Annotated in this window: 1 protein-coding gene; it reads left to right on the plus strand. The window is 60.5% G+C overall.

What is annotated here, in order from left to right; translation table 11 throughout:
- Positions 1-56: 56 nt before the first annotated feature.
- On the plus strand, positions 57-986 hold the full coding sequence (locus FHT79_RS31920) for a sugar ABC transporter substrate-binding protein (RefSeq protein ID WP_127431130.1): 930 nt from the start codon (positions 57-59) through the stop codon (positions 984-986).
- Positions 987-1011: the final 25 nt, after the last annotated feature.

Consider the following 1011-nt stretch of genomic DNA (forward strand, 5'->3'; position numbering starts at 1 on the left):
CTGGAGCTCCGGCGTGAGGAGGGTGCAGCCGGGCACCGCTTTGTGGAGGAAGTGAAATGAAAAAGTTTATCCTGGGCACTGCGATGGCGCTCGTCATGTCGACGGCGGCTCACGCAGAAACCGTCGGCGTCTCGATGGCGAAGTTCGACGATAATTTCCTGACGGTTCTGCGCAACGGCATGACCGATTATGCAAAGACACTCAGCGGTGTGACGCTGCAGGTCGAAGACGCACAGAACGACGTGTCCAAGCAGCAGAGCCAGATCCAGAATTTCATCGCCTCCAAGGTCGATGCGATCATCGTCAACCCTGTCGATACCGATGCGACGACGGCGATGTCGAAGCTCGCGGCCGATGCCGGCATTCCGTTGGTTTACGTCAACCGTCAGCCGGTCAATGTCGACACGCTGCCGGAAAAGCAGGCTTTCGTCGCCTCCAATGAGCAGGAATCCGGCACGCTGGAAACCAAGGAAATCTGCCGCATTCTCGGCGGCAAGGGCAAGGCCGTGGTGATCATGGGCGAGCTCTCCAACCAGGCTGCGCGCATGCGCACCCAGGACATTCATGACGTCGTCAAGACGGATGAATGCAAGGGGCTGGAGATCGTCGAAGAGCAGACGGCCAACTGGGACCGCACCCAGGGCGCCGACCTGATGACCAACTGGCTCTCCAGCGGCATCGAATTCGACGCCGTCATCTCCAACAACGACGAAATGGCGATCGGCGCCATCCAGGCGCTGAAGGCAGCCGGCAAGGATATGACCAAGGTCGTCGTCGGCGGCGTCGACGCCACCCAGGACGCGCTTGCCGCCATGCAGGCGGGTGATCTTGACGTCACCGTGTTCCAGGATGCCGCCGGCCAGGGCAAGGGCTCGCTCGACGCGGCGCTGAAGCTTGCCAAGGGCGAAAAGGTCGACAAGAAGGTCTATATTCCCTTCCAGCTCGTCACGCCTGAGAACGTCAAGGACTTCGTCACCAAGAACTGAGGCGAATGCCAAGCAGGATGCGGGC

The sequence above is a fragment of the Rhizobium sp. BK212 genome, from assembly GCF_014197475.1.
Taxonomy (GTDB): domain Bacteria; phylum Pseudomonadota; class Alphaproteobacteria; order Rhizobiales; family Rhizobiaceae; genus Rhizobium; species Rhizobium anhuiense.